The following is a 5,846-nucleotide window of genomic DNA, read 5'->3' as shown; positions in this document are numbered from 1 at the left end:
TCGGCCAGGGCGTGGGCGACCACCTGGCTGCCGGCGTCCTGCACGCGCACGCTCCCCTCGCGCACCCCGGGCACCCGGGTGACGTCCCCGTGCTGGTAGGTCGCGGACCCGGCCACCAGCGGCCCGGCCTGCGCGCCGGCCTCAAGCACCGCGTCAAGGTCCCCCAGACCGGGCAGGGCCACCAGGTTCACCACCGGTGCGGCATTGTCGGCCTGCAGCAGTTCGGTGATTTCCTCGGCCGGGCGCCCGTGGGTGACCAGGGCCTGGCGCAGGGCCCGCACGATCCATTCCGGGTGCGCGTGCTCCAGACCCAGGCGCTGGGATTCGTTGGCGGCGGTGGCGGTGATCTCATCCTTCCAGGCCTGGGCGTCCTTCGCGCTGACCCGGCGCAGCACCGCGTTGATCAGCCCGGAAGGCCCGGCACCGATCTGGGCGCGGGCCAGGGACACGGTTTCATCCAGCGCCGCATGGTTCGGCACCCGCATCGCCAGCAGCTGGTGGGCACCCAGACGCAGGGCGTCCAGGATCGCCGGGTCCAGTTCGCCAAGTTCACGGTCGACCAGGGTGGCCAGCACCGCGTCGTAGAAACCCTGGGCGCGCAACGCGCCGTAGGCCAGCTCGGTGGCGAACGCCGCGTCCCGCTTGTCCAGCCGGTGGTCGCGGATCAGCCGGGGCAGCACCAGGTTCGCGTAGGCGTCCGAGCCGGAGACCTCCCGCAGCGCCTTGAAGGCCACCAGCCGGGCCGGATCCGCGCTGCGCTTGCGCTGGCCGGGGGCGGCGGCGCTGTACTGGCGCGGGCCGCGCTGCCCGCGGTTGCGGGTGCGCCCGTGTTCGTTGCGCCGTGGGGCGGAATCCTGGCTGCTGGGGCTCATGCGAAACTCACTTCCGTGCCGTTGGCCAACAGGCCGCGGGCCCAGTCGGCGGCGTCCATCATTTTCTTGCCCGGCGGCTGGATCTGGGTTGGCTCCAGCGCCCAGGTGCCGGTGCCCACCAGCACCCGAGGGCGCTTGCCCGGTTCGATCCGCACCTGGCCGGGCGCCAGGTCGCTGACCTGCGGGTGTTCACGCAGCGCGCCGAACTTGAAGCGCCCGTCGGCGAGCTTGATCCAGGGACCCGGGAACGGGCTGGTGCCGTGGGCGCGGCGGCGGATTTCGGTGGCGGGGCGGGTAAAGTCCAGCTGCGCATCGGCATCGGTGATCTTCGGCGCGTAGCTGCCCGATCCGGTCTGCGGTTCGGGGCGGGCGATCCCCGCGTCCAGGGCCTGCAGCGTGTCGACCAGCAGCCGGGAGCCGCTGTCGCTCAGCCGCTGCAGCAGGGCCCCGGCGGTGTCCATCGCCCCGATCGGCTCGGTCACCTGCCCGAACACCGGGCCGGTATCCAGCCCGGTTTCCAGTTGGAAGGTCACCGCACCGGTGATGTCATCGCCGAAGATGATGGCGTGCTGCACCGGCGCGGCCCCGCGCCACTGCGGCAGCAGGGAGAAGTGCAGGTTGATCCAGCCGTGGCGCGGCACCTGCAGCGCGCCCTGCGGCACCAGTCCCCCGTAGGCGACGATGGCGGCGGCGTCCAGGTCCAGCGCGGTTAGCTGTTCGGTGACCTGCGCGTCGATCTTGGCTGCCTTGATGATCTGCAGGCCCAGCTCCTCGGCCCGCTGGGCGACCGGGGAAGGGGTGAGCACGCGTTTGCGCCCCAGCGGGGCGTCGGGCCGGGTGAGCACCGCGGCCACGTCGAACCCCGCGTCCACCAGGTGGTCCAGGGAGGTGACGGCGACCTCCGGGGTGCCGGCAAAGAGGATGCGCATGCTAGTTGCCTCCCAGTCCGGCACCGAAGCTGGAGCCCAGGGCCCCGGAGCGCTGCTGCACGGTGCTGGCGGCGGTGTTCTGGTAGTTGCTGGCCCGCAGCTTCTTCCACGCGGCCTTGCGTTCGGCGTCGGAAAGGCGCTCCAGGAACAGGATCCCGTCCAGGTGGTCGGTTTCGTGCTGGATGCAGCGCGCCAGCAGCCCCTCGCCCTCGATCGTGATCGGGTTGCCGTACTTGTCAAAACCGGTGGCCTTGGCGTGCCGGCGGCGCGGGACCGGGGCGGCGATGCCGGGGATGGACAGGCACCCCTCCACCACGTCCGGCTGGTAGTCCTGGCTTAGTTCCAGCACCGGGTTGATGATGTGCCCGCGCTGCCCGTTGATCTGGTAGGTGAACACCCGCAGCGACACCCCGACCTGGGGTGCGGCCAACCCGGCGCCCTCGACTTTCTCCATGGTCTGGTCCATGTCCTCTACGAGCTTTTGGACCTCGGGCCCGAACTCGGTGACCTCCTGTGCCCTGGTGCGTAGAACAGGATCCCCGATAATCCGAATTCCCAATACCGCCATAATCGGTGCGTCGTCCTTTCAACGTGTGACTTCTCAGCATGCGGCCCCGCCAGGATTTGAGGATCTCTGCCCGTGGCGTCAGCGCAGGGATCCGGCCAGGGCCGGATCAACTCTTGTCCTAGTCTACGGGCCGGGCGGCGCCGGGCTGTGGGGGCGGGCCGATCTCGATCAGCCCCGAGGGCTGCTGCAGCAGCTGGTACTGCGCCTGCCAGGTGCGGTGCAGTGCCCAGAACTTGGACCAGTAGGCGGGCATGGAGCTGGGCCGGGCGGTGAAGGTGCGCGCCCCGACCTCGCCCAGCGCGACTGCCAGCAACATCACATCGGTATCGAACGGCCACGGCTCCCAGGTCCCGGCGACCGGGTCGATGCTGTGCTCCTCGGCCTTCGCGGCCGCCGCCAGCTGCATGATGACCTTCGGGTCCGGGGACTTGACCTGTCCCTCACGGTCGGTGCCGCGGGTCTTGTAGTCCACCAGGCAAACCTGGCCGCCGATGCGGGCGACCAGGTCGATGGTGCCGGCGTAGCCCACGCTCTGGTTCCACACGGTCACCTCCGCGGCGATCGGCTCCACCTTGAAGTCGCGCCACCAGGTCTCGAAATGCCGCACGAAGCCCAGTTCGCCGTTCTCCGGCAGCGCCGCCAGCGCCGCGTCCAGCTCATGCGGCTTGCCCATTTCCCGCAACGCGTACTGCTCCGCGTAGTTGTGTACCCGGTCCCCGCGGGCGGCGGCCAGGTCCCGGTGGCCTTCGGCGGCGGAGGCCGAATCGCGCACCAGCCGGCGCATGATCGATGGGTCGCCGGTGGCCAGCGGCAGCCGGGCGTCCTCGGACAGCGTCTTGGCGGCCAGGTAGCCGGCCCACCCGGTCAGATCGACCTTCTCCATGCCGATCACGGTGGTGATGGACGGGACGGCTGGCTGCCCGCCGACCTCGCGGGCATACATTCGTCCCAGTGCTGTCTGTACGGCCAACCGAGGGGAAGTCATAGTGCGATCATGGCATACCGCCCCGACACTTCAGCCCTAGTCCGCTCCAGATTCGGTACCGATTCGCGGGGCGCGGCGGGGAAAAAGCGGCTGTGAACCAGATCTCAGCTTTTGGATTTGGTGCTTCGGCATTTTCTCGTATAGAGTTTTTACTCGTTGGAAAGACGCCGAAACGGCAGATGAACTTCCAATTTTGCGGACATAGCTCAGCTGGTAGAGCGCAACCTTGCCAAGGTTGAGGTCGCGAGTTCGAACCTCGTTGTCCGCTCGCAAAAAGATCACCGGATCGGTTCGCCGATCCACGCCCGGTTTACCGACCGGACCTGGTGGGGTGGCCGAGAGGCGAGGCAGCGGCCTGCAAAGCCGTATACGCGGGTTCGAATCCCGTCCCCACCTCGCTGGAGGCATTTGCCTCAGGCATTATCTTTTTTGCGCGATTGGCGCAGCGGTAGCGCGCTTCCCTGACACGGAAGAGGTCACTGGTTCGATCCCAGTATCGCGCACTGGACATTCATCCTCGGATGGCTGTTTACGCGGACATAGCTCAGCTGGTAGAGCGCAACCTTGCCAAGGTTGAGGTCGCGAGTTCGAACCTCGTTGTCCGCTCCAAAGTTCCTGGGGTATCCTAGGTGCTTGGCCGAGACTCTTCGGAAATTCGGCGCGATTGGCGCAGCGGTAGCGCGCTTCCCTGACACGGAAGAGGTCACTGGTTCGATCCCAGTATCGCGCACTGGACATTCATCGTATGATTAATGTTCAACACAACATGCGGACATAGCTCAGCTGGTAGAGCGCAACCTTGCCAAGGTTGAGGTCGCGAGTTCGAACCTCGTTGTCCGCTCCACTGTCAGAAGGCCACCCCCACGGGTGGCCTTCTGCTTTTCCCGCCAGCACCTCCAGCCCATGCATGCATGCATCTCGCTGATGGCTGAATTCTTGCCGACGGCGGTTCAAACCTTCCCCCGGCACCGCTGTTCGGTTTACCATATCCACAAGAGTGGGGACGGCAGGTGTTCCCAGCGTTGAAGGGAGGTGGCCTTTTTGTCAGGTTTTGACGAGCTGAAGGGCAAAGCCGAAGGACTGGCGCACAAGGCTGGCCAGTTTGCCGCAGAGAATTCAGAAAAGGTGGCCAACGGCATCGATAAGGCCGGAAACTTCGTCGATGAGAAGACCGGCGGCAAGTACGCCGACAAGGTCGACTCGGTTCAAGACGGAGCGCGCAACCTCCTGAACAAGCTCAAGGGCGATAACACGCCATAGCCGTTTATTGCGCGTCTAGTCGGGCATCGCCCCAAGCGCGTAGAAGGGCGTCGAACCACCGGTTCGGCGCCCTTCGCCTATCTGCAGCCGCGTGTCCGCCGCTCCAGGGCGCTTCCCGCAAGGCGGACACTGCCCCGCCTCCCCCCCCGGGCGGACAAGTGTCCGCATCGCCCATTCCTCACAGGCCGGCGCCGGCCGCGCCATGGCCCGGCCAGCGCAACAGCCTGAAACAAATTTCGCCAACATCACAGGTGGCGGCTAGGAAAGGAGTCATGCCCACAGAACTCCCAGCACGCCCCAACACCCTCTCCGACGCGGTCATGGCCGGGTTCGTCACCACCATGGTCGGGTTCACCTCCTCCTTCGCGGTGGTGCTGACCGGGCTGCTGAATGTGGGAGCCGACGAAGGCCAGGCCGCCTCCGGTCTGCTGGCCCTGACGCTGCTGACCGGGCTGAGCACCATGCTGCTCTCGCTCTGGCACCGGATTCCGATCACGATCGCCTGGTCCACCCCGGGTGCGGCGATGCTCGCCAGTCTGGGCTCGGGCTCCTACGGCTTCGCCGAGGCGGTGGGCGCGTTCATCGTCAGTGCCGCCCTCATTGTGCTTTCCGGGCTGCTCCCGGTGCTGCAGCGGCTGCTGGGACGCATTCCGGTGCCGATCGCCCAGGGCATGCTGGCCGGGGTGCTGATCCCGCTGTGCCTGAAGCCGTTCACGTCCCTGGCGGTGATCCCAATGGCCGCGCTGGTCATCCTGCTGGTCTTCCTCATCGGGCTGCGGCTGCTGCCGCGCTTCGCGGTGGCGGTGACAATGCTCGCCGCCGTGCTGCTGGGCATGTGGCACATCACCAGCACCGGAACCTGGGGTGAGGTGTCGGCGCTGCCGCAGATGCAGTGGGTGGCCCCGGAGTTCAATCCCACCGCCATCGCCGGGATCAGCGTCCCGCTGTTCATCGTCACCATGGCCTCACAAAATGTGCCGGGCGTGGCGGTGATGTCCTCCTTCGGCTACCGGGTGCCCTGGCGGCCGGCAATGCTGGTCACCGGGACCGGTTCGGGGATCGGGGCGCTCTTTGGCGGCCACGCGATCAACCTGGCAGCGATCTCCGCCGCCCTGGCCGCCGGGGAACAGGCCGGGCAGGATCCGGCCCGGCGCTGGCGCGCCTCGTTCAGCTCCGGCGCGTTCGACCTGGTCTTCGCGGCCGGTTCCACCGCCATCGCCACCCTGGCGGCC

At 67.4% G+C, this 5,846-nt stretch carries 6 protein-coding genes and 6 tRNA genes; 8 read left to right on the top strand and 4 right to left on the bottom strand.

Annotated elements, in window-relative coordinates; translation table 11 throughout:
* The 4 genes from RCJ92_RS14655 to RCJ92_RS14640 form a co-directional block, all read right to left on the bottom strand.
* On the bottom strand, window positions 1-872 hold an 872-nt coding region (locus tag RCJ92_RS14655), incomplete at its 3' end, for a transcription antitermination factor NusB (protein ID WP_446754951.1).
* Window positions 869-1,801 (bottom strand): methionyl-tRNA formyltransferase, encoded by a 933-nt coding sequence (fmt, locus tag RCJ92_RS14650; RefSeq protein ID WP_446754950.1) that lies wholly within the window; start codon window positions 1,799-1,801, stop codon window positions 869-871. The genes fmt and RCJ92_RS14655, both read right to left, overlap by 4 nt.
* Before the next feature lies 1 nt (window position 1,802).
* Entirely contained in the window at window positions 1,803-2,369 is a 567-nt protein-coding gene (def, locus tag RCJ92_RS14645; RefSeq protein WP_446754949.1) for a peptide deformylase, read from the bottom strand.
* A 118-nt stretch (window positions 2,370-2,487) separates the two neighbouring features.
* Window positions 2,488-3,354: a cytochrome gene (locus tag RCJ92_RS14640; protein ID WP_446754948.1), complete on the bottom strand. Its 867-nt coding sequence runs from the start codon at window positions 3,352-3,354 to the stop codon at window positions 2,488-2,490.
* A 195-nt stretch (window positions 3,355-3,549) separates the two neighbouring features.
* Between RCJ92_RS14640 and RCJ92_RS14635 the strand changes: the two genes are divergently transcribed.
* From RCJ92_RS14635 to RCJ92_RS14600, 8 genes are all read left to right on the top strand, one after another.
* A tRNA-Gly gene (locus RCJ92_RS14635) sits at window positions 3,550-3,622 on the top strand.
* Window positions 3,623-3,679: 57 nt separating this feature from the next.
* Window positions 3,680-3,750, top strand: a tRNA-Cys gene (locus tag RCJ92_RS14630).
* Between the two features lie 35 nt (window positions 3,751-3,785).
* A tRNA-Val gene (locus tag RCJ92_RS14625) sits at window positions 3,786-3,857 on the top strand.
* A gap of 30 nt (window positions 3,858-3,887) precedes the next feature.
* A tRNA-Gly gene (locus tag RCJ92_RS14620) sits at window positions 3,888-3,963 on the top strand.
* A 49-nt stretch (window positions 3,964-4,012) separates the two neighbouring features.
* A tRNA-Val gene (locus RCJ92_RS14615) sits at window positions 4,013-4,084 on the top strand.
* 38 nt (window positions 4,085-4,122) lie between these two features.
* Window positions 4,123-4,198 (top strand) — tRNA-Gly (locus RCJ92_RS14610).
* 188 nt (window positions 4,199-4,386) lie between these two features.
* Window positions 4,387-4,614 carry an antitoxin gene (locus RCJ92_RS14605; RefSeq protein WP_246049499.1) on the top strand — a complete coding sequence of 76 codons (228 nt, stop codon included), beginning with the start codon at window positions 4,387-4,389 and terminating at the stop codon, window positions 4,612-4,614.
* Between the two features lie 272 nt (window positions 4,615-4,886).
* The coding region (locus tag RCJ92_RS14600) for a benzoate/H(+) symporter BenE family transporter (RefSeq protein ID WP_446754947.1) at window positions 4,887-5,846 on the top strand (960 nt) is incomplete at its 3' end.

Source organism: Glutamicibacter sp. BSL13 (genome assembly GCF_052928425.1).
Note: the sequence above shows the minus strand (reverse complement) of the source record. Positions and strands in the feature narration are given on the sequence as shown.